The organism is Streptomyces graminilatus, from assembly GCF_001418565.1.
Classification (GTDB): Bacteria; Actinomycetota; Actinomycetes; order Streptomycetales; family Streptomycetaceae; genus Streptomyces; species Streptomyces graminilatus.
In genome coordinates this window covers 37703-58501 of the sequence record NZ_LIQQ01000077.1, presented here as the reverse complement: position 1 = coordinate 58501, position 20799 = coordinate 37703, and the positions used below count along the sequence as shown (strand labels likewise).

General features: G+C 71.7%; 18 protein-coding genes. 13 read left to right on the top strand and 5 right to left on the bottom strand.

Annotated elements, in window-relative coordinates; translation table 11 throughout:
• Positions 1-110: 110 nt before the first annotated feature.
• The 3 genes from AOK08_RS08325 to pflA all read left to right on the top strand — a co-directional run bounded on the left by AOK08_RS08325 (position 111) and on the right by pflA (position 3633).
• Complete coding sequence (locus AOK08_RS08325; RefSeq protein WP_107100883.1) at positions 111-314, top strand: hypothetical protein; 204 nt, start codon at positions 111-113, stop codon at positions 312-314.
• A 275-nt stretch (positions 315-589) separates the two neighbouring features.
• A complete protein-coding gene (gene pflB, locus AOK08_RS08320) occupies positions 590-2890 on the top strand; it encodes a formate C-acetyltransferase (RefSeq protein ID WP_055524812.1) in 2301 nt (766 codons plus the stop codon).
• Positions 2887-3633: a pyruvate formate-lyase-activating protein gene (pflA, locus tag AOK08_RS08315; RefSeq protein ID WP_055524811.1), complete on the top strand. Its 747-nt coding sequence runs from the start codon at positions 2887-2889 to the stop codon at positions 3631-3633. Before pflB ends, pflA begins: the two co-directional genes overlap by 4 nt.
• Positions 3634-3687: 54 nt before the next feature.
• On the opposite strand, the gene AOK08_RS08310 is transcribed toward pflA, so the two are convergent.
• The 4 genes from AOK08_RS08310 to AOK08_RS08295 all read right to left on the bottom strand — a co-directional run bounded on the left by AOK08_RS08310 (position 3688) and on the right by AOK08_RS08295 (position 6900).
• Positions 3688-4203, bottom strand: coding sequence for a DUF2231 domain-containing protein (locus AOK08_RS08310; RefSeq protein ID WP_055524810.1), 516 nt, complete (start codon positions 4201-4203; stop codon positions 3688-3690).
• Positions 4204-4332: 129 nt separating this feature from the next.
• Positions 4333-5103, bottom strand: coding sequence for an FAD:protein FMN transferase (locus tag AOK08_RS08305; RefSeq protein ID WP_055524809.1), 771 nt, complete (start codon positions 5101-5103; stop codon positions 4333-4335).
• A complete protein-coding gene (locus AOK08_RS08300) occupies positions 5096-5527 on the bottom strand; it encodes an FMN-binding protein (RefSeq protein WP_055524808.1) in 432 nt (143 codons plus the stop codon). The genes AOK08_RS08305 and AOK08_RS08300 overlap by 8 nt, the downstream gene beginning before the upstream one ends.
• A gap of 11 nt (positions 5528-5538) precedes the next feature.
• Positions 5539-6900, bottom strand: a complete 1362-nt coding sequence (locus AOK08_RS08295) for a ferredoxin reductase family protein (protein ID WP_055524807.1) — start codon at positions 6898-6900, stop codon at positions 5539-5541.
• A 173-nt stretch (positions 6901-7073) separates the two neighbouring features.
• Here AOK08_RS08295 and AOK08_RS08290 point away from each other — a divergent pair, with 173 nt between their 5' ends.
• The 6 genes from AOK08_RS08290 (at position 7074) to AOK08_RS08265 (ending at position 13145) form a co-directional block, all read left to right on the top strand.
• Positions 7074-7808: a response regulator transcription factor gene (locus AOK08_RS08290; protein ID WP_055524806.1), complete on the top strand. Its 735-nt coding sequence runs from the start codon at positions 7074-7076 to the stop codon at positions 7806-7808.
• Positions 7805-9229: a sensor histidine kinase gene (locus tag AOK08_RS08285; protein ID WP_055524805.1), complete on the top strand. Its 1425-nt coding sequence runs from the start codon at positions 7805-7807 to the stop codon at positions 9227-9229. The genes AOK08_RS08290 and AOK08_RS08285 overlap by 4 nt, the downstream gene beginning before the upstream one ends.
• A gap of 272 nt (positions 9230-9501) precedes the next feature.
• A complete protein-coding gene (locus AOK08_RS08280) occupies positions 9502-10131 on the top strand; it encodes a DoxX family protein (protein ID WP_055524804.1) in 630 nt (209 codons plus the stop codon).
• A gap of 159 nt (positions 10132-10290) precedes the next feature.
• Positions 10291-11196, top strand: coding sequence for a universal stress protein (locus AOK08_RS08275; RefSeq protein ID WP_055524825.1), 906 nt, complete (start codon positions 10291-10293; stop codon positions 11194-11196).
• A gap of 42 nt (positions 11197-11238) precedes the next feature.
• Positions 11239-12261 carry a zinc-dependent alcohol dehydrogenase gene (locus tag AOK08_RS08270; protein WP_055524803.1) on the top strand — a complete coding sequence of 341 codons (1023 nt, stop codon included), beginning with the start codon at positions 11239-11241 and terminating at the stop codon, positions 12259-12261.
• 5 nt (positions 12262-12266) lie between these two features.
• Entirely contained in the window at positions 12267-13145 is an 879-nt protein-coding gene (locus AOK08_RS08265) for a universal stress protein (RefSeq protein ID WP_055524802.1), read from the top strand.
• A 15-nt stretch (positions 13146-13160) separates the two neighbouring features.
• Here the strand turns inward: AOK08_RS08265 and ppk2 are convergent, their stop codons facing one another.
• On the bottom strand, positions 13161-13964 hold the full coding sequence (ppk2, locus tag AOK08_RS08260) for a polyphosphate kinase 2 (RefSeq protein WP_055524801.1): 804 nt from the start codon (positions 13962-13964) through the stop codon (positions 13161-13163).
• A 48-nt stretch (positions 13965-14012) separates the two neighbouring features.
• On the opposite strand from ppk2, the gene AOK08_RS08255 reads away from it, so the two are divergent.
• The 4 genes from AOK08_RS08255 (at position 14013) to AOK08_RS08240 (ending at position 20666) form a co-directional block, all read left to right on the top strand.
• Positions 14013-16397, top strand: a complete 2385-nt coding sequence (locus tag AOK08_RS08255; protein WP_055524800.1) for a phosphoketolase family protein — start codon at positions 14013-14015, stop codon at positions 16395-16397.
• A 235-nt stretch (positions 16398-16632) separates the two neighbouring features.
• Positions 16633-19371, top strand: coding sequence for a bifunctional acetate--CoA ligase family protein/GNAT family N-acetyltransferase (locus AOK08_RS08250; protein WP_055524799.1), 2739 nt, complete (start codon positions 16633-16635; stop codon positions 19369-19371).
• A 13-nt stretch (positions 19372-19384) separates the two neighbouring features.
• The gene (locus AOK08_RS08245) at positions 19385-20122 is read left to right on the top strand and encodes a CBS domain-containing protein (protein ID WP_055524798.1); all 738 of its coding nucleotides are present in this window, start codon (positions 19385-19387) and stop codon (positions 20120-20122) included.
• Positions 20123-20138: 16 nt separating this feature from the next.
• The gene (locus tag AOK08_RS08240; RefSeq protein WP_055524797.1) at positions 20139-20666 is read left to right on the top strand and encodes a flavodoxin domain-containing protein; all 528 of its coding nucleotides are present in this window, start codon (positions 20139-20141) and stop codon (positions 20664-20666) included.
• Positions 20667-20799: the final 133 nt, after the last annotated feature.

Genomic DNA, 20799 nt, shown 5'->3' with positions numbered 1-20799 from the left:
CGCGGCTGGGCCGCTCGGCTCCCACGAGGAGACCTCCGGCCCCCTGCGGTCACACGGGGCCGGCTGTCTCCTGAAGGTGTGAGACGACCCGCCCGTCGGAGGGGGTGAGCATGATGGGTACTTCACTGACGCCCGACTTCTGGAGGCTGTTCGCCGTTCTCCTGATGATCTTCGCCGCGGCCACCTTCGTGGTGAGTGCCGTGCTGGACACGCTCGTCGTACGGCTGCGGCATCGCCGCCGTACGCGCCTGGTGTCCACCGGCCGGACGACTCCGTCGCCTCGCGAGGCCCGTCGGCCCCTGCTGCACCGCTGAGGGCACGGGGCGGCGACGCGGCCCCCTGGAAACAGGGGGCCGCGTCGCTGTGCCCCCGGTCGGCGGGGGCCGCGCGATCGGGGCCCTGGACGCGGCGTACGAGATCGCCCACGGCCGGTCGGGCACCGTCGTCCGCCCCGGTCTCGCCGCCGCCTGAGGCCGTACGGCGGGTGGAGTGGGGCCGTACGGCCCCGCCCCGGGCCCCGGTCGGCACTGCCCTCGGCCGGCGCCGTTCACCAGGATCGGAAGCGGACCACGAGCGGGAGGAAACGGCGATGACCATCACCGTGACAGCGGACAACCGGACGACGACCGGCGCCTGGCGGGGCTTCGCGGGAAGCGGGTGGCGCGAGCGAAGCGAGACGGGGGTCCCCCCGGCCGAAGGCTGGGGGAACATCGACGTGCGCGACTTCATCCAGGCCAACTGCACGCCGTACGAAGGCGACGCGTCCTTCCTGACCGGACCCACCGACCGCACCCGCGCCGTCTGGGAGAAGGTCAGCGCACTGTTCCCGGAGGAGCGGGGGCGGGGAATCCTCGACGCCGACACCGCCACCCCCTCCACGATCACCTCGCACGCCCCCGGCTGGATCGACCGCGACCGCGAGCTGATCGTCGGCCTCCAGACCGACGCGCCGCTCAAGCGCGCGATCATGCCGAACGGCGGTCTGCGGATGGTGGAGAGCGGTCTGAAGGCGTACGGCTACGAGCCCGACCCGTTCGTCACCCGGGTCTTCGGGACCTACCGCAAGACCCACAACGACGGTGTCTTCGACGCCTACACCCCCGAGATGCGCGCCGCCCGCAGGGCAGGCATCATCACCGGGCTGCCCGACGCCTACGGCCGGGGCCGGATCATCGGCGACTACCGGCGGGTCGCCCTGTACGGCACGGACCGGCTCATCGAGGCCAAGAAGGCCGAGCGGGCCCTGCTCGACGCCCGCCCCTCCACCGCCGACGTCATCCGCGACCGCGAGGAACTCGCCGAACAGACAAGGGCGTTGGGCGAACTGGCCGAGATGGCGGCCACCTACGGCTGTGACGTCACCCGGCCCGCCGCCACCGCCCACGAGGCCGTGCAGTGGCTCTACCTCGGCTACCTCGCCGCGGTGAAGGAGCAGAACGGCGCCGCGATGTCCCTGGGCCGTACGTCCACGTTCCTCGACGTGTACCTCCAGCGCGACCTCGCCGACGGGACCATCGACGAGACCCGCGCCCAGGAACTGATCGACGACTTCGTGATCAAGCTGCGGATCGTCCGGTTCCTGCGCACCCCCGAGTACGACGCCCTGTTCTCCGGCGACCCCACCTGGGTGACGGAGTCCATCGGCGGCATGGGCGAGGACGGCCGCACCCTGGTCACCCGCACCTCCTTCCGCTTCCTTCAGACCCTCTACAACCTCGGCCCGGCCCCCGAGCCCAACCTGACCGTCCTGTGGTCGCCCCGGCTGCCCGCCGGATTCAAGGAGTTCTGCGCCCGGGTCTCGATCGACACCAGCGCCGTCCAGTACGAGTCCGACGAGCTGATCCGCCCGCGCACCGGGGACGACACCGCGATCGCCTGCTGCGTCTCGGCGATGGCGGTCGGCAAGCAGATGCAGTTCTTCGGCGCGCGGGTCAACCTGGCCAAGGCCCTGCTGTACGCGGTCAACGGCGGCCGGGACGAGATGACCGGCGAGCAGATCGCGCCCGCGGCGCCCCCGCTGACCGGCGAGTACCTGGACTACGACGAGCTGTCGGCGGCGTACGACCGGGTCCTGGACTGGCTGGCGAAGACCTACGTCGACGCGCTGAACGTCATCCACTACATGCACGACAAGTACGCCTACGAACGCGTCGAGATGGCCCTGCACGACCACCCCGTGCACCGCTTCATGGCCTGCGGCATCGCCGGCCTGTCCGTCGCGGCCGACAGCCTGTCCGCCGTGAAGTACGCGCGCGTGAAGGTGTTCCGGGACGCCACCGGGCTCGCCGTCGACTTCCGTACCGAGGGCGACTTCCCGGCGTACGGCAACAACGACGACCGCGCCGACGGCATCGCCGTGGGACTGGTGGAGTCGTTCATGGCGAAGGTGCGTGAGCACCCCACCTACCGGGACGCCGAGCACACCCAGTCCGTGCTGACGATCACCTCCAACGTCGTCTACGGCAAGCACACCGGCAACACCCCCGACGGCCGCCGCGCCGGGGCCCCCTTCGCGCCAGGCGCCAACCCGATGAACGGCCGTGACCGGCACGGGGTCGCCGCCTCGGCGCTGTCGGTGGCCAAGCTGCCGTACGAGCAGGCCCGCGACGGCATCTCGCTGACCACGACCGTCACGCCCGAGGGGCTGGGCCACAACCCGGACGAGCGCGCCGGGCATCTGGTGGGCATCCTCGACGCCTACATGGCCGCCGGGGGCTTCCACATGAACGTCAACGTCCTCGACCGGGCCACGCTGGAGGACGCGATGGAACACCCGGAGAAGTACCCGGACCTGACCATCCGCGTCTCCGGTTACGCCGTCAACTTCGTCCGGCTCACGCGGGAGCAGCAGCTCGACGTGATCAGCCGTACCTTCCACGGAGCGTTGTGAACACCGTGACCAGGCCGGTAACGGGCCGGATCCACTCCTGGGACCTGTCCACCGGTGTGGACGGCCCCGGGACCCGGTTCGTCCTCTTCGTCTCCGGCTGCCCGCTGCGCTGTCTGTACTGCGCCAACCCCGACACCTGGCACATGCGCGACGGCAAGGAGACGACCGTCGACGAGGTGATGGCGGAGATCGAGAAATACCGCGCCTTCCTCACCACGGCCGGCGGCGGGGTGACCGTCACGGGCGGCGAACCGCTGCTCCAGCCCGCCTTCACCGGCGAGATCCTGCGCCGCTGCAAGGAGGCCGGGCTGCACACCGCCCTCGACACCTCCGGCTTCCTCGGCGCCCGCGCGAGCGACGAACTCCTCGCCCACACCGACCTGGTGCTGCTGGACATCAAGTCCTTCGACATCCCGGCCTACCGCCGTCTGACCGGCGGCGAACTCGCCCCCACCCTCGGTTTCGCCACCCGGCTGGACCGCCTCGGCGTCCCGATGTGGATCCGGTACGTCCTGGTCCCCGGCTGGACGGACGACCCGGAGGCCGTGGCGGGACTCGCCGGATTCGTCGCGGGCCTCGGCTCGGTCGACCGGGTGGACGTCCTGCCGTTCCACAAGCTGGGCGCCGCGAAGTACGAGGCCCTCGGCATCCCGTTCCCGCTGCGCGACACCCCGGTTCCTGAGCGGGAGTCGGTCGAGCGGGTACGGGAGCTGTTCCGGGAGCGCGGCCTGAACGCCTACTGAGCCGGGGTGAAGTCGTCGATCCCGGTCCGCGGGCGGACCGGGATCGACGGCAGGTCAGTCGTGGTCGGGGCGGGCGGTGGCGGAGTAGCCGTCGTGCCAGGCGGCCTTGGCGCCGGAGTCGCCGATCCGGTAGACCTGCACGCCCGCGCCGACTCCGATGACGAGGGACAGCACCGCGGCGGTGATGCGCAGCGGGACGGCCACTGTGCCGGTGGATCCCGGAGCGTCGGGGGTGCGGCTGACGGCGCGGCGATAGAACCACCACACCGCGGCGGCCGTCAGGAAGAGCGCGACGGCCCAGGGAAGGAGTTCGTCGCCGAGTTCGGCGTGCCTGCGGACCAGGGCGTTGCTGTCCACGTGCTGTTCGAGCCATTCACCGGCGTCCGTGGTCAGCGGCACGCTGATCAGGGACACCAGGGCGAGGGCCGGCAGTGCGATACCGAACCGGCGCATGACGGAGGGGAGGGCGGAGCAAAGGATCAGGGCGAGGGCGGTGACGGGTACCAGGACCACGACGACGTGCACGAACAGGACGTGTGCGGGTATGCCGTTGATCAGGTCGAGTCCCACAGGGGGCTCCTTCGGAGTCGGTGATCGATGCTGGACGGGGGCAGGCAGGCGCCTTCGGTGTCTTCGGTGGCAAGGCCGCGGGCGGGTGGCGCACGTTGCCGGCGCGCGGGAACGCGTCCGCGTACGGTCTCACGACCCATATCGGCTGAAGCCCGATGTCCGCCATTCCTGGCCGTCGGGCAGGATCGCGAGCGCTTCGTACCCGTGCAGTTTCTCGACCCAGTCATGAGCGCTGTCGCCTCTGGCGAACACGGCGGTGGCGTAGGCGTCGGTCAGCGTCAGTCGGGGCCCGACCAGCGTGAGCGAGGCGAACGCGGAGGCGGGTGTGCCGCTGTGCGGGTCGAGGATGTGACTGCCGCGTTCCGCGGTGCCCGAGGTGGCCACGGCCAGGTCGCCGTCGGCGGTGACGACGGTGGCCAGTTCACCGGGGCGCAGCGGGTGGGCGATGCCGATGCGCCACGGGATGCCCGGGGCGGCCTGGCCGCGGAGCTGGAGGTCGCCGCCGCCGTTGACACAGGTGTGGTGGGCGCCCGCTTCGTGGAGGAGCCGGGACGCGGCTTCGGTGGCCCAGCCCTTGACGAGGCCCGAGGGGTCGAGGGTGCCTGCCGGGACGACGCTGAACCAGCCGTCACTGTCGTGGGTGACCCGCTCGCACAGGGACAGGACTTCGTGGACCTCGGGCGGACAGTCCGCGAGGCGGATCCCGCCGCTGCCGAGGCGGCTTATGTGGCTGTCGGGCCGGTAGGTGGAGAACACGGCGTCGACCCGGTGGAGGTGGGCCACGGCCTCGGCGAGGGCACGGTGGACGGCGGCGGTGGGCCGGTCGCGGATGTCGAAGGTGAAGACGGTGCCCATGACGTGCTCGACGTGGCGCGGTCCGCGCGCGGTGGTGTCAGGCATGGGCCTGGTCCAGGGCGCTCTGCAGGGACTGGATGTAGCCCTGGCTGGTGTAGCTGGCACCGGAGACGGCGTCGATGTGCGCGCTCTGGGCACCGATGGCCTCCTGGGTGAGACGGGGCAGGGCGTAGGAGGCGATCTGCTGGTCGCGGCCGTTCTGGTCCGGGGCCTGGAGGACCTTGACCGAGGTGATCCTTCCCTTGGCGAGGGTTGCGGCGACCTGCACGGTTCCGTAGTCGGTGTTGATCGGATCTCCGGTGAAGGTGCCTGTCCCCGTGGACGTCGTGGCGCGGGTGTGAGGAGTCGCGGAGGAGGCCGGGGACCGTGGGGCCGCTCCCGCGAGGACGGGGAGCTGGTGGGGCTTGAGGGAGAGCAGCACGACGACGAGGGCGCTGATCCCGGTGGTGGCGAGGACGGCTCGGCGCATGGCGGTTCTCCTCAGAACGCGAAGGACTCGTGGTGGATGCGCCGCGCCGGAACACCGGCTTCGCGCAGGGCGGTGATCGCGGCCTGTGTCATACCGGGCGGACCGCACAGATAGACGTCGTGCGCGGCCAGGTCCGGCACCAGGGCGCTCAGCCCCTGGGCGGTGAGGGGCGAGGGATACCCCGCCGGTTCGCCGACGACGTAGTGCACGGTGGCCCGTCGGCGGGCGGCTATCGCGTCGAGTTCACCGCGCAGGGCGAGGTCGACGGCGCGGCGGGTGCGGTAGACGAGGGTGACCTCGCCCGGCAGCGTCTCGAACAGTGCGCGCAGCGGGGTGATGCCCACGCCGCCGGCCAGGAGCAGGACCTTGGGGGCGGTGCGGCGGTTGGCGGTGAAGCCGCCGTAGGGGCCTTCGGCCCACACCCGGGTGCCGGGCGCGAGGCGGGCGAGCGCGGCGCTGTGGCCGCCCGCGGCCTTCACCGTGATCCGCAGGTGTCCGGGTTGCGCGGGCGCGGACAGGGAGTAGGGGTTGGCGGTCCACCACAGGCCACGGGTCAGGAAGCGCCAGCGCAGGAACTGCCCCGGTTCGCCGCCCAGTTCGTCGAGGTGCTCGCCGGTGAGGTGGACCGAGACCACGCCCGGCGCCTCGGGACGGACCCCGGCCACCCGCAGCCGGTGGCGCAGTCCGCGCCGCAGGGGCATGGCGAACCGGTACCAGGCGAGCAGCGCCGCGACGCCGAGGAAGAGGGTGTACCAGGCCGCTTGGGCGATTCGGTTGCCGACGAAGTCGGCACCGTTGGACAGTTGGTGGCCGAAGGTGAGGAAGACCGCCAGGTAGGTGGCGAAGTGCAGGTAGTGCCAGGTCTCGTAGCTCATCCTGCGGCGGGCGGCGCGGGCCGAGAGCACTCCGGTCGCCAGGAACAGCAGGAAGCCGACCGTGCCCTTGAGGAGGTCGGGGTAGTGCAGGACGAGCGTGGAGGTCTGGCTGACCACGTTCGTGTGCGAGGTCAGTGAGTAGCCCCAGATGATCAGCAAGGTGTGGGCGAGCGCGAGAGAGATGGTGCAGCGGCCTCCCATGGCATGCCAGCGGGCGAGCCGGTCGCTCCCGACGGTGTGGTCCAGCAGCGGCACGCGGGCCATCAGGGCGAGGAGGACCGCACAGGCGTAGCCGGCCAGGAGTCCGGTGATGCGTCCCGCACCGGTGAGCCAGCCCGCCGGGCCGACCACGGAGGTCGTGTCGCTCCACCACAAGGCCAGCACCCCGGCGGCGCCGGCCCAGATCACCAGCGGCACAAGGACCGGGACGATGCTGTGGCGCGGGCGCCGGTGCTGGACCCGGTGGCTTGCGTACGTGGGGGTGGACACGGTGGTCATGGAACTCCTCCGGATGTGGCAAGCGCTCCGGCGATTGGGCGGCCAGCCTCACAGCGCAGTCTCTGAGAACCCTCTGAAACAGCGCCGTAGGCAGCCCTCAGCCCTGATTCAGAGGAAACTCAGAGACATGCCTGACCACGTCGTGGCCCCGGCCGGGGCATGCTGAGGGCACCATGGACGAACCGCGTACGACATCGCTTCTGCACCGCCCCGACGGGGAACCCGTGCGGATCCTCGTCGTCGACGACGAACCGGACGTCACCGACGTCCTGGCCGGAGTGATGGCCGGAGAGGGCTGGCAGGTCCGTACTGCCGCGGACGGCGCGACCGCGATCGGCACAGCCCGTGACTTCCGGCCCGACGCGGTGGTCCTGGACTGGATGCTGCCCGACCTGAACGGGCTTCAGGTCCTGCGGGCCCTGCGACGCGAGGAACCGGGCGTGTGCGTGCTCTTCCTCACCGCCCGCGACGCGGTCGAGGACCGTATCGCCGGGATCACCGCGGGCGGCGACGACTACGTCACCAAGCCCTACAGCCTGGAAGAGGTCCTCGCCCGGCTTCGCGGACTCCTCCGACGCGCCGGCATGACCGCCGATCCGGGAACGAACCGGCTCACCGTCGGGGACCTCACCATGGACGAGGAAGCCCGGGAGGTCAGACGCGGCCGGACCACCATCGACCTGTCCCGCACCGAGTTCGAGCTCCTGCGCTTCCTCATGCGCAACCCGCGCCGGGTGCTGTCCAAGGAGCAGATTCTCGACCGGGTCTGGGCCTACGACTTCGGCGGCCACGCCCACATCGTCGAGCTCTACATCAGCTACCTGCGCAAGAAGATCGACGCCGGACGCACCCCGATGATCCACACGGTGCGCGGCGTCGGCTACGTCCTCAAACCGGAAGCGCCGTGAGGCACCCGGCGCCCCGCACCCTGCGCGGCCAGCTCACCGCCGGGCTCGTCACCCTGCTCGCCGTCGCCTGCCTCGCCGTCGGCATCACCACCGCCCTCGCCCTGCGGGGCTTCCTCATGGGACGCCTGGACGAACAGCTCGCCGCCTCCGGGGGCCGGTTCGCGGCCAGCCTGGAACACGAGGCGGAACCCGACGCCGACAACCGCCCGGACACCCGCGGCCAGGCCGAGTCGACCTTCGGTGCCCGCCTCCTGAACGGCACCGTCACCCGGGCCGCCGTCGTGGACGACGCCACCGACCGCCCCCTCGCGCTCACTCCCGGAGACCGCCGCGCGCTGACGGGAATCCCCGTGGACGGCAAGGGGCACAGCGTCCGTCTCTCCGGCCTGGGCACGTACCGGGTCACGGCCGTCCAGGGCGACGACCACGACATCCTGATCACCGGCCTGCCCCTGCACCCGGTGGAAGAGACCGTGCACCGCCTCGAAGCGGTCGAAACCGTTGTGTTCAGTGCCGCGCTCGTGGCCACCGGCATCGCGGGGGCCCTGTGGGTACGGATCTCCCTGCGCCCCCTCCAGAAGGTCACCGCCCGCGCGGCGGAAGTCGCCGGACTACCGCTCGCCAGTGGCGAGGTGGCCATGCCCGGACCCCTTCCCGACACCGACCCGCGCACCGAGGTCGGGCAGGTCGGCACCGCGCTCAACCACATGCTCGGCCACATCGAGGACGCCCTCACCAGACGGCAGGCCAGCGAGGAACGTCTCCGGCACTTCGCCGCCGACGCCAGCCACGAACTGCGCACCCCCGTCGCCAACATCCGCGGCCACGCCGAACTCGCCCTGCGTCACCAGGGTCCCGTCCCCACCGAGGTCCGCCACGCCCTCAAGCGCATCGACGCCGAGTCCCGGCGCATGACCCACCTCGTCGACGACCTGCTGCTCCTCGCCCGCCTGGACGCCGGGCGCCCCCTCGAACACGAACCGGTCGACCTGACCCTGCTGATCCTGAACGCGACGGACGACGCCCGCGCCGCGGGCCCCGGCCACCACTGGTTCCTCGACCTCCCCGAAGAACCCGTCACCGTCACCGGCGACGCCCATCGCCTCCAGCAGGCCATCGGCAACCTCCTCGCCAACGCCCGCACCCACACCCCGCCCGGCACCGACGTGACCATCACACTCACCAGGGCGGAGACCGAGGTCCACGTCGAGGTGAGCGACAACGGACCGGGCATCTCCGAAGAACTCCGGCCCGAGGTCTTCGGGCGGTTCGTGCGGGCCGACCGCGCCCGTTCCCGGAGCACCGGATCCACCGGTCTGGGCCTGGCCATCGTCCACGCCGTCATCACCGCCCACGGCGGAACAGCCACCGTCACCAGCGGACCCGGGCGGACCACCTTCCGTCTCACGCTCCCCGCCTGACACCGTTCGGCACCCGTTTCACCCAGGCATCGCCCCGGCCCAACGAGGCCGGTCTCAGGCCGTGTCCACCTGGATCACCGAAACACGGCTCTCGCGCGGTCCGCGGGCCGACGACGGACGCACACCCCAACAGGCCCTGCGGGCAGGGCCGTTCAGCCCAACGGCCGCGGACCTTCGGCATCCGGCGGCAGCGGTTCCACGGGACGAGAGTGAGGGACGTCGGACAGCGACCGAACCGCCCTCACCCCCACCCGCACCGAAGGGACACCGCCATGGCCGTGCACGAGCACCCGCACCGGAGTTCTGGCTTCCACCTGCCGTCCTTCCGCAGGAACCGGAACGCCTCCGCCTCCGAGTCCGCCGTGTCGGCACTCAGCGACACGCACACCGCGCGGGCCTACGTCCTCGCGTCCCTGCGCCTGCTCACCGGGTTCGTCTTCCTGTGGGCCTTCCTCGACAAGACCTTCGGCCTCGGCTACGCCACCTCCTCCGGCAAGGGCTGGATCGACGGCTCCTCGCCCACCAGAGGCTTCCTCGGCTCCGTGGCCGCCGGGCCGATGGAGTCCACCTTCCACGACTGGGCCGGGGCCGCCTGGGCGGACTGGCTGTTCATGCTCGGGCTGCTCGGCATCGGTGTCGCGCTGATCGCCGGTGTGGCGCTGCGGTTCGCGGCCCTCGCGGGCACCGTGATGATGGCGCTGATGTGGGTCGCCGAGTGGCCGCCCGCCCAGCACCTCTCCGACGGCTCGCCGAGCATGTCGACGAACCCGTTCGCCGATTACCACGTCGTCTACGCCGTCGTCCTGATCGCCCTGGCCGCCATGTCCGCCGGGGACGCGCTCGGCCTCGGCCGGCTGTGGGCCAAGCTCCCGCTGGTCCGCCGCAGCCCCTGGCTGCGCTGATCCGCGGGAGGGGCGGCGGACCGGGCCGTTGGGTCCGCCGCTCCGCATCACCGGCCGGATGGGGCCGGTCGGCCCTTGGCAGGGACCTGCGGCCCCTGCCGAGGGCCTCGTACGGAGACGAGGCTCGTATCGAGCCCCCCGATTCAAGAGGTGGAGATCATGACCCGCACCATCACCGTCGGCCTCGACGGTTCGAGCGAGAGCCTGGCCGCCGCCGAGTGGGCGGCCCGTGAGGCCGTGCTGCTGGGCCTGCCGCTGAAGCTGGTGCATGTGTGGGAGCCGGTGCCGGCTCCCATGGCGCAGGCGCCGCTGCTCGGCACCGAGACACAGACGCACTGGACCGAGCGGATTCCGCGCGAGGCCGCCGAAGGCATCCGGCTGCGTCACCCCGGCCTGGAAGTGACCACCGAGCAGTTGTCCGGCCACCCCGGCGACGTCCTGGCGGACGCGGCGAAGGACGCCGAGCTGCTGGTGCTGGGCTCGCGGGGAATGAGCGGCATCGGCGGCTTCATGGTCGGCTCGGTCGGCCTGTCGGCCGTGGCACACGCCGAGCGGCCGGTGGTCCTGGTCCGGTCCGGGGCACAGGCCGCCGACGAGCACGAGACGGACCCGGCCGGCATCCCGTCCGCCGCGACCCCGTTCCGGCCCGTCGTCGTCGGCCTCGACATCGGGAGCCCGCACGAGAACCTGATCGAGTTCGCCTTCGCGGCGGCGGCCCGCCGAGAGACGTCCCTGCGGGTCGTGCACGGCTGGAACCCGCCCCCGTACTACGCCTACGGCCTCTCCGTCGACCTCGAACTCCACGGCGCCCTCGCCCGCCGCGAGAGCGTCGCCCTGGCCGAGTTCCTGCGCCCGTGGCGCGAGAAGCACCCGGACGTCGAGGTCACCGAGCAGTCCCTCTACGGCACCCCCGGCAACCACCTCGTCGACGCCTCCCGCGAGGCCTCCCTGGTCGTCGTGGGCCGCCGGATCCGCCGCAACCCGTTCGGCGCCCACATCGGCCCGGTCGTCCACGCCGTCCTGCACCACTCCGCCGCCCCCGTCGCCGTCGTCCCGCACGACTGACGCCGCACCCGAAGACCCCCAGAAACTAGAGGAGTTGAACCCATGAAGGCAGCGGTCGTACGAGCGTTCGGCGAGCCCCTGGTCATCGAGGAGCGTCCCGACCCCGAGCCCGGCCCCGGCCAGGTCCGGGTCCGCGTCGAGGCCTCCGGGCTGTGCCACACCGACATCCACGCCGCCCACGGCGACTGGCCCGTCAAGCCCAGCCCGCCGTTCGTGCCCGGCCACGAGGGCGTCGGCCTGGTCGAGAAGCTCGGCGACGGCGTCACCCACCTCGCCGTCGGGCAGCGGGTCGCCGTGCCCTGGCTCGGCAAGGCCTGCGGGCGGTGCGAGCACTGCCTCTCCGGCTGGGAGACGCTCTGCGAGCGCCAGATCAACACCGGGTACGGCTGCGACGGCGGGTACGCCGAGAAGATGCTCGCCTGGGCCGACTTCGCCCAGCCGGTGCCCGACGGGATCAGCGCCCTGGAGGCCGCCCCGCTGACCTGCGCCGGCGTCACCACGTACAAGGCGCTCAAGGTCGCCGACGTCAGGCCCGCGCAGCTCGTGGCCATCTCCGGTGTCGGCGGGCTCGGACACCTCGCCGTGCAGTACGCGAAGATCGCCGGGGCGGCCGTGGCGGCCATCGACGTCACCGACGAGAAGCTGCAACTCGCCGCCGACCTCGGCGCGGACATCCTCATCGACGCCCGCAAGGACGACGTCGGCGCGGTCCTGAAGCAGCACGGCGGTGCCCACGCGGCCATCGCGCTCGCGGTGAACGACGCGGCCTTCGAAGCCGTCAACTCCGGCCTGCGGCGCGGCGGGAAGCTGGTCATGGTGGCCCTGCCCGCGCACGGCACGGTCCGCGTGCCCATCTTCGACACCGTCCTCAACGGCACCTCCGTCATCGGCTCGATCGTCGGCACCCGCCAGGACCTCGCCGAGGTCTTCCAGCTGCACGCGGCCGGCCGTACGAAGGTCATCTACGAGGCCCGCCCCCTCGCCTCCGTCAACGACTCCATCGACGAGGTGCTGCGCGGCGAGGTCAAGGCCCGGATCGTCTTCGATCTCGGAGAGGGACGGTGAGAGCGATGACGACGGACCTGCCGATCGTCGTCGGCGTCGACGGCTCGGAACCCAGCCTGCGGGCCGTCGACTGGGCGGCCGACGAGGCCGCCCTGCGCGGGACACCCCTGCGCCTGGTGTACGCCTCCCTCTGGGAACGCTACGAGGGAGCCGCGCTCGCACAGGATCTCGGCAAGCCGTCCGACCAGGTCATGGCCGAGGACATCGTACGGACCGCCGCAAAGCGCGCCCGCCTGCGCCAGGCCGATCTCAGGATCACCACCGACGTACTGCCGGAGGAGCCCGAGTACGCCCTGGTGCGCGAGGGCGACCTGGCCGCCGCGCTGGTGCTCGGCACCCGCGGGCGCAGCGGCGTCGTCGAGATGCTGCTCGGGTCGGTCAGCCTGGCCGTCGCCGCCCGTGCGCACTGCCCGGTGATCGTGCTGCGCGGCAGCCACGACAACCAGGTCCGCGCCGGGGAGCACGGCCGCGTCGTCGTGGGCGTCGGAGAGAGGGAGACGGAGTCCGCCGCGCTGCGCTTCGCCGTCCAGGAGGCCGGGCTGCGCCACGCGACCCTGGACGCCGTACGGGCCTGGCGGTGCCCCGCGCACGAGACCACCGACCACCCCATGCTCTCCGTCGAACCCGCCCGGCTGCACGAGGAGCAGGCAACCGAGGTCCTGGAGCGGGCGCTGAAGGACGTACCCGCGGACGTGGACCTGCGTCGGCGCACCGTCGAGGGCCCCGCGCACAGGGTCCTGCCGGGCGTCTCCCGCGGGGCCGACCTGCTGGTGGTCGGGGCCCGGCGCGACAAGGGACACCTCGGACTCCAGCTGGGGCGCGTCGCCCACGCGGTGCTGCACCACTCGGCCTGCGCCGTCGCGGTCGTCCCCGAGCAGGTGTGAGGGATGACCGGCTGCTCAGAGGCTCGCCGCGTGGTCGGGGACGTAGGTCTGCAGATCACGCGGCGGGCGCTGGTAGCCGGTCGACGCCGGCCGTCGGGGCAGCTCCAGCACCGGCGGCGGCACCTCGTGATACGGCACGGACGACAGCAGATGGGCGATCATGTTCAGCCGCGCCCGCCGCTTGTCGTCGCTCTCCACGATGTGCCAGGGCGCCTCGGAGATGTCGGTGTGCACCAGCATCTCGTCCTTGGCCCGGGAGTACGCCTCCCAGTGGGTGATCGACTCCAGGTCCATCGGCGAGAGCTTCCAGCGCCGCAGCGGGTCCTCCATACGGCGCCGGAAGCGCTCCTGCTGCTCGGTGTCGCTCACCGAGAACCAGTACTTGCGCAGCAGGACCCCGGCCTCGACCAGCATGCGTTCGAAGATCGGGCACTGGCGGAGGAACAGCTGATGCTCCTCCTTCGTGCAGAAGCCCATCACCCGCTCGACCCCGGCCCGGTTGTACCAGGACCGGTCGAACAGCACGATCTCCCCGGCCGCCGGGAGCTGCTCGACGTACCGCTGGAAGTACCACTGCGTGCGTTCACGCTCGGTCGGCTTCGGCAGCGCCGCGATCCGGGCCACGCGCGGGTTGAGGTGCTCGGCGACCCGTTTGATCGTGCCGCCCTTGCCCGCCGCGTCCCGCCCCTCGAAGACCACCACCAGCCGGGCGCCCTCCGCCCGTACCCACTCCTGGAGTTTCACCAACTCCGTCTGCAAGCGCAGCAGTTCCCGCTCGTACGTCTCGCGTGGCAGCTTCGCCGCCTTCTTCCCGGCCATACCGCCTCCACACCCGTTGCCCGACCTCGATGACCTTCGGAGTCACTCATGCCCATGGTCGAACACCTGGACGCCACCGTACTTTCCGACGACGAACTGCGCACTGTGGACGCGCACTGGCGGGCCGCCAACTACCTGGCCGCGGGCCAGATCTATCTGATGGCGAACCCGCTGCTGACCGAGCCCCTGAGGCCCGAGCACATCAAGCCGCGTCTGCTGGGCCACTGGGGCACCTCACCGGGCCTCAACCTCGTGTACACCCACCTCAACCGGGTGATCAAGGCGCGCGGGCTCGACGCGCTGTGCGTGTGGGGTCCCGGTCACGGGGGTCCGTCGGTCCTGGCCAATTCCTGGCTGGAGGGCAGCTACAGCGAGACCTACCCGGACGTGCCCCGCGACGCGGAGGGCATGGCACGGCTGTTCCGGCAGTTCTCCTTCCCCGGCGGTGTGCCCAGCCACGTCGCCCCCGAGACACCCGGCTCCATCCACGAGGGCGGCGAACTCGGCTACTGCCTCTCCCACGCCTACGGTGCCGCCTTCGACAACCCGGACCTGCTGGTCGCCTGTGTGATCGGCGACGGCGAGGCCGAGACCGGACCGCTGGCCGCCGCGTGGCACTCCGACAAGTTCCTCGACCCGGTCCACGACGGCGCGGTCCTGCCGATCCTGCACCTCAACGGCTACAAGATCGCCAATCCGTCCGTCCTGTCCCGCCTCCCCGAGCACGAACTCGACGAACTGCTGCGTGGCTACGGCCACGAGCCGATCCACGTCAGCGGCGACGACCCGGCGAAGGTCCACCACGCCATGGCCGCCGCCCTCGACTCGGCACTGGACCGCATCGCCGAGATGCAGCGCTCCGCCCGTGAGGACGGGATCGCCGAGCGCGTGCACTGGCCGGTGATCGTGCTGCGCACCCCGAAGGGCTGGACCGGCCCCGCCGAGGTCGACGGCGTCCCCGTCGAGGGCACCTGGCGGGCCCACCAGGTGCCGCTGGCGGAAGTGCGCGAAAACCCGGCCCACCTGCGGCAGTTGGAGACCTGGCTGCGCTCGTACAAGCCCCGGGAGCTCTTCGGGCCGGACGGCAGCCCCGCCGCCGACGTCCTCGCCTGCGTCCCCGACGGCACCAAACGGCTCGGTGCCACCCCGCACGCCAACGGCGGGCTTCTCGTACGCGATCTGCCGCTCGCACCGCTGGACGAGTTCGCCGTGCCCGTCGACAAGCCGGGCGCCACCCTGCACGAACCCACCCGCGTCCTTGGGGACCTCCTCGCCCGGGTGATGAAGGACACCGGCGGGCGCCGGGACTTCCGCCTCGTCGGCCCCGACGAGACGGCCTCGAACCGGCTCCAGGCCGTCTTCGACGTCAGCGGCAAGGCCTGGCAGGCCGAACACCTGCCGGTCGACGAGCACCTCGAACACCACGGCCGGGTGATGGAGATCCTCTCCGAACACACCTGCCAGGGCTGGCTGGAGGGCTATCTGCTCACCGGCCGGCACGGGCTGTTCTCCTGCTACGAGGCCTTCGTCCACATCGTCGACTCGATGGTCAACCAGCACATCAAGTGGCTGAAGACGTCGCGGGAGCTGCCCTGGCGGGCCCCGATCGCCTCCCTCAACTACCTGCTCACCTCACACGTCTGGCGCCAGGACCACAACGGCTTCTCCCACCAGGACCCCGGGTTCGTCGACCACGTCCTCAACAAGAGCCCCGAGGTCGTACGCGTCTATCTCCCGCCGGACGCCAACACCCTGCTGTCCGTGGCCGATCACGCCCTGCGCAGCCGCGACTACGTCAACGTGATCGTGGCGGGCAAGCAGCCCTGCTTCGACTGGCTGTCCATGGACCAGGCCCGCGCCCACTGCGCGCGCGGCGCCGGCATCTGGGAGTGGGCCGGTACGGAGGACGGCTCCCGCGAGCCCGACGTCGTCCTCGCCTGCGCCGGGGACGTCCCCACCCTGGAAGTGATGGCCGCCGCACAGTTGCTCCGCCGTCACCTGCCCGAGCTCGCCGTGCGCGTGGTCAACGTCGTCGACCTGGCCCGGCTGCTGCCCCGCGAGGAACACCCGCACGGGATGAGCGACTTCGAGTACGACGGCCTGTTCACCACCGACAAGCCGGTGATCTTCGCCTACCACGGCTACCCCTGGCTGATCCACCGCCTTGCCTACCGCCGCACCGGCCACGCCAACCTGCATGTGCGCGGCTACAAGGAGTCGGGCACGACGACCACACCGTTCGACATGGTCGTCCGCAACGACCTCGACCGCTACCGCCTCGTCATGGACGTCATCGACCGCGTCCCCGGTCTCGCCGTCCGCGCCGCCGCCGTACGCCAGCGGATGGCCGACGCCCGCACCCGCCACGCGGCCTGGATCCGCGAACACGGCACCGACCTGCCCGAGGTCGCCGACTGGGCCTGGGACGCCTGAAAGGTCTTCGGCCGGTACGACAACGAGTGGGGCCGCATCAACCGCCTCCCGGACCTGACGGCCCTGGTGGCGGACGACTGACGCGTCCCCACCGCTCGTCACAGCGGCCGAGGCGGGCCGGTCGGCGTCATGGAGGGGGGCCGACCGGCCCCGGGTACGGCCCCGTGCAGCCCATTCGCTCATCCCGCGTTCCGCCGGACGATCGACATATCGAAAGCCATTGAGGAGACCTGCGATGACGGACGACCTGCTCGACCGGCCCACGGTCCACGCCCTGCTCGCGGACGGCACCACCGTGTGCATACGTCCGGTGCGGCCGGGCGACCACGATCAGCTTCAAGGGTTCTACGAGGAGATGTCGTCGGAGAACCTCCGCCGGCGATTCTTCGCGGTGAGCCGGCGCTCGGCAGCCATGGCCGCCGACCAGGCCTGTTCCCCGGCTGACCCGGGCCACCGGGCCCTGCTGGCCGAGGCGGACGGCCGGGTGATCGGCATCGCCGAGTACCGCACCGGGAACCGGACGGACAGCAACGACACGGACAGCAACGAGGCGGACGGCGGTGGGAAGGGCGGCGCGGAGATCTCCATCGCCGTCGCCGACGGCCTGCACCACCGGGGCGTGGGCACCCTGCTCGTCGAGCACCTGGTCTCCGCGGCGCGCGACGGGGGCATCACCATGTTCATCGCCGACGCGCTCAGCGAGAACCAAGAGGTGCTCCGCCTCTTCTCCGACCTCGGACTGCGTACCTCCCGCCGCTTCGAGGGGCCCGAGGTGCGCTGCACGATCCATCTGGACCAGGACGACACCTACCTGTCGGCCGTAGAGGCCCGAGGACGTGCCGCCGACGTGGCCAGCCTGCTGCCCCTCCTGCGGCCGTCCGTGGTCGCCGTGGTCGGCGCCGGGCGCAAGCCCGGATCGGTGGGCCGGGCCATCCTGCACCATCTGCACTCGGGCGGCTTCACACGTCGTCTCTTCGCCGTGAACCCCGGAGTCACCTCCGTCCTCGGTGTGCCGTCCCACCCGTCGGTCGCGGCCCTGCCGATGACGCCCGACCTGGTGATCGTGGCCGTACCGGCCGCCGCCGTGCCGTCCGTCGCCGAGGAGTGCGGCAAGGCCGGGGTACGCGCCCTCGTCGTCGTCACGGCCGGACTCGACCACAACCAGGCACAGGCCCTGCTGAGCGCCTGCCGCACCTACGGCATGCGGCTCGTCGGCCCCAACTGCCTCGGCGTCACCAACACCGACCCCAAGCTGAACCTCGACGCGACCTTCGCCGCCGAGCACCCCCGCCCGGGGACGGCCGGTGTCGCCGTGCAGTCCGGCGGGGTCGGCATCGCGCTGCTCGACGGACTGTCCCGCCTCGGCATCGGGGTCTCCTCGTTCGTCTCCCTCGGTGACAAGTACGACGTCAGCGGCAACGACATGCTCCAGTGGTGGGAGGGCGACGGCCGCACCGACCTCGCCCTGCTGCACCTGGAGTCCTTCGGCAACCCGCGCGCCTTCTCCCGCACCGCCCGGCGCGTGTCGCGCCGTATCCCGGTGCTCACCGTCGACGCCGGCCGTACCGACGCGGGCCGCAGGGCCGCCGCCTCGCACACCGCTGCCGCCGCCACCCGCACCATGACGCGCGGCGCGCTGTTCACCCAGGCCGGCATCACCGCGACCCGCTCGGTCGGCGAGCTCCTCGAAACGGCGGCCCTGCTGCACTCCCAGCCGCTCCCGGAAGGCAGCCGTGTCGCGATCGTCACCAACGCGGGCGGCGCGGGAGTGCTCACCGCCGACGCCTGCGCGGAGGCAGGGCTGGCCCTTCCCCCGTTCACCCCCGCGATGACCGACGAACTCCTCGCCGTGCTGCCGGAGGGCGCCGCCGTCGGCAATCCGATCGACGCCACGGCCGCGGTGTCCGAGGAGCAGCTCACGGAGTGCGTCGACCGGCTGACCCGATGCTCCGGCATCGACGCGGTCGTGGTGGCCCTCGTACCGACGGCGGTCGCCGCCGCCACCGGTGACGACCTGGTGCGGGCCGTCACGACGGCGCCCGGCCGACGGGCCCGCCCCGTGCTCGCCGTCCGCCTGGAACAGGACCGGTCCGTCCAGCTGCTGCCCGCCGCGTACGGCGGCACGATCCCCTCCTACGCCGAACCGCAGGGGGCGGCCCGTGCGCTGGCGCACGCCGCCGAGCGTGCGGCGTGGCTCGCCAGGCCCGCAGGCGTCGTCCCCGACCTCGACGACATCGAGACCGAACGGGCGCGCAGGGTCGTGGCGGAGTTCCTGGCCGCACTCCCCGACGGAGGCTGGCTCGATCCGGGTACCTGCGCCGACCTGCTGGCCTGCTACAGCATTCCCCAGATCCCTTGGGCCTGGGCCGTGAGCGAGGACGAGGCCGTGCTCGCCGCCGAACGGCTGCGCGGTTTCGACGGCCGGGTGGTCATGAAGGCGCACTGGCCCGGACTGCTGCACAAGACCCAGGAGAACGCCGTCCACCTCGACCTGCGCGGCGACGCCCAGGTCCGGGCCGCGTTCCGCGACCTGGAGACCCGCTTCGAGGGACTCATGACCGGTGTGGTCCTGCAACCCCTCGCCGCCCGTGGCACCGAACTCCTCGCGGGCGTCGTCCAGGACGAGGTCTTCGGCCCGCTCGTCCTCTTCGGGCTCGGCGGCACCGCCACGGAGGTCCTCGCGGACCATGCCGCCCGCCTCGCCCCCCTGACCGACCGCGACGTGCATGAGCTGATCACCTCGCCGCGGTGCGCCCCGCTGCTGCTGGGCGCGAACGGGAACGCCCCCGTCGACCTCAAGGAACTGCAACAGCTGCTCCTGCGGCTGTCCCGGATGGCGGCGGACCTGCCGCAGCTCGCCGAGGCCGACTTCAACCCCGTCCTGGCGACGCCCGGCGGCGTCACCGTGCTCGACGCACGGATACGTCTGCTGCCGCGCAGCCCCCAGGACCCGTATCTGCGCCGGCTGCGCTGAGAAGGGAACGATGATGAGGCACAACAAGATCGGTTCCGTGATGACCACGGACGTGGTCCGCGCCGAGCACGGCACACCGTTCAAGGAGGTGGCCGAGTTGCTGGCGGCCCACCGGATCAGCGGACTGCCGGTGGTGGACGAGGACGACAAGGTCGTCGGGGTCCTGTCCGAGACGGACCTGATGATGCACCAGGCGACCACCTCGGACCCGTACGAACCCAAGCACCGCGTCAGGCTCGCCGAACTGACACCCGGCGCCAGGCACCAGTACGCGAAGGGCAGCGCACGCACCGCCGGTGAGCTGATGACGCGGCCACCCGTCACCGTGCACGCCGACGACACCATCGTGCAGGCCGCCCGCACCATGGTCCAACGCCACGTGGAACGGCTCCCCGTCCTCGACGAGGAGGACCGGCTCGTCGGGATCGTCACCCGCCGCGACCTCCTCCGGGTCTTCCTGCGGCCCGACCCCGAGATCCGCACCGAGGTGATCGACGAGGTCCTGGTGCGCGCGCTGTGGCTGGCGCCGCGCGGCGTCGAGGTCTCCGTCGAGGAAGGCGTCGTCACACTCACCGGGCACATGGAACGCAAGAGCGAGACGGAGATCGCCGTCGCCATGACCCGCCGGATCGACGGTGTGGTCGACGTGGTCAGCGAACTCACCTACCGACTGGACGACGCGGACCTGCGTGCCGAGGCACAGACACACGCGACGCACGGCGTGGCCGACGACTGGCTGCGCCGGCTGTGAGAGGAGGCGGACCATCATGACCGGCAGCACGACCGACACCGTGTTGGTCACCTACGGAACGACGAACGGGGCCACGGCGGAGATCGCCGAAGCCGTCGCCGACGTCCTGCGCAAGGACGGGCTGACCGTCGAGTCGGCCCCCGCCCGGTCCGTGACGGACGTGGCGCGGTACGACGCCGTCGTGGTCGGCGGCGGGCTCTACGCGGGACGCTGGCACAAGGACGCCCGGCGGTTCGTCCGCCGGTACCGCACCGCACTCGCGCAGCGTCCGGTGTGGCTCTTCAGCAGCGGCCCGCTCGACGCCTCGGCCTCCGAGCGGGACATCCCGCCGGTTCCCGGCGTGCGGCGGACCATGAACCGCCTGGACGTCCGGGATCACGTCACATTCGGAGGGAGCCTGGAGGAAGGCGCCAAGGGGTGGGTGGCGGGGATGATCCTCCGCTCCGGGAAAGGCGGCGACTTCCGGGACTTCGGGGCGATCGAGGCATGGGCGCAAGGCATCGCCGAGGCGCTGACACCCTCGAAGGACTCGAAGGACTCGTAGAAGGAGAGGAACTGCCCAGCCCGTGAGGTCGGCCCCGAGGTCCGGTTCGCACCGGACCTCGGGGCCGACCTCACGGCGCCGTCCGGGCCGGCACCACGGCAACGGGGCAGGGAACGTCGTACCTCCTGTTACT

What these genes read in the sequence shown, in the direction of transcription:
- AOK08_RS08325 (WP_107100883.1), top strand. Translation starts at nt 111, where the DNA reads ATGATGGGTACTTCACTGACGCCCGACTTCTGGAGGCTGTTCGCCGTT.
- pflB (WP_055524812.1), top strand. Translation starts at nt 590, where the DNA reads ATGACCATCACCGTGACAGCGGACAACCGGACGACGACCGGCGCCTGG.
- AOK08_RS08305 (WP_055524809.1), bottom strand. Translation starts at nt 5,103, where the DNA reads ATGCCTGACACCACCGCGCGCGGACCGCGCCACGTCGAGCACGTCATG.
- AOK08_RS08300 (WP_055524808.1), bottom strand. Translation starts at nt 5,527, where the DNA reads ATGCGCCGAGCCGTCCTCGCCACCACCGGGATCAGCGCCCTCGTCGTC.
- AOK08_RS08295 (WP_055524807.1), bottom strand. Translation starts at nt 6,900, where the DNA reads ATGACCACCGTGTCCACCCCCACGTACGCAAGCCACCGGGTCCAGCAC.
- AOK08_RS08290 (WP_055524806.1), top strand. Translation starts at nt 7,074, where the DNA reads ATGGACGAACCGCGTACGACATCGCTTCTGCACCGCCCCGACGGGGAA.
- AOK08_RS08280 (WP_055524804.1), top strand. Translation starts at nt 9,502, where the DNA reads ATGGCCGTGCACGAGCACCCGCACCGGAGTTCTGGCTTCCACCTGCCG.
- AOK08_RS08275 (WP_055524825.1), top strand. Translation starts at nt 10,291, where the DNA reads ATGACCCGCACCATCACCGTCGGCCTCGACGGTTCGAGCGAGAGCCTG.
- AOK08_RS08270 (WP_055524803.1), top strand. Translation starts at nt 11,239, where the DNA reads ATGAAGGCAGCGGTCGTACGAGCGTTCGGCGAGCCCCTGGTCATCGAG.
- AOK08_RS08265 (WP_055524802.1), top strand. Translation starts at nt 12,267, where the DNA reads ATGACGACGGACCTGCCGATCGTCGTCGGCGTCGACGGCTCGGAACCC.
- ppk2 (WP_055524801.1), bottom strand. Translation starts at nt 13,964, where the DNA reads ATGGCCGGGAAGAAGGCGGCGAAGCTGCCACGCGAGACGTACGAGCGG.
- AOK08_RS08255 (WP_055524800.1), top strand. Translation starts at nt 14,013, where the DNA reads ATGCCCATGGTCGAACACCTGGACGCCACCGTACTTTCCGACGACGAA.
- AOK08_RS08250 (WP_055524799.1), top strand. Translation starts at nt 16,633, where the DNA reads ATGACGGACGACCTGCTCGACCGGCCCACGGTCCACGCCCTGCTCGCG.
- AOK08_RS08245 (WP_055524798.1), top strand. Translation starts at nt 19,385, where the DNA reads ATGAGGCACAACAAGATCGGTTCCGTGATGACCACGGACGTGGTCCGC.
- AOK08_RS08240 (WP_055524797.1), top strand. Translation starts at nt 20,139, where the DNA reads ATGACCGGCAGCACGACCGACACCGTGTTGGTCACCTACGGAACGACG.